This is a genomic window from Acinetobacter endophylla, assembly GCF_053543775.1.
In genome coordinates, this window is sequence record NZ_JBLVOM010000207.1 from 1,115 (window position 1) to 1,439 (window position 325).

Here is a 325-nt window from a genome sequence, read left to right on the forward strand (position 1 = left end):
TGATTGTCTTTTGCTGCCTGGTCAAGCATTCTTTTGATTTCATCATCCATCTTATTTTTAAGATCCAATACAAAATCTTGAATAAAGTCTGGTAAATCTAATATCAAAACGTAACTTAACTTGGTGAAAACTTCAGTTAGAACTTCAGGTGTTTTTTTTTGCATGCCCAATTTTTTCTATCATGACTCTCTCAATCGATACTGGCTATACAAGCTCAATACAGTTGAAATGGTTAATTTCTAAATTTACTACTTAGGCCTAACAGAATATCTTTAGCCTAAATAAATAATGTGGTTCCGTTAATTAGACCACTCAATTTAGTTTT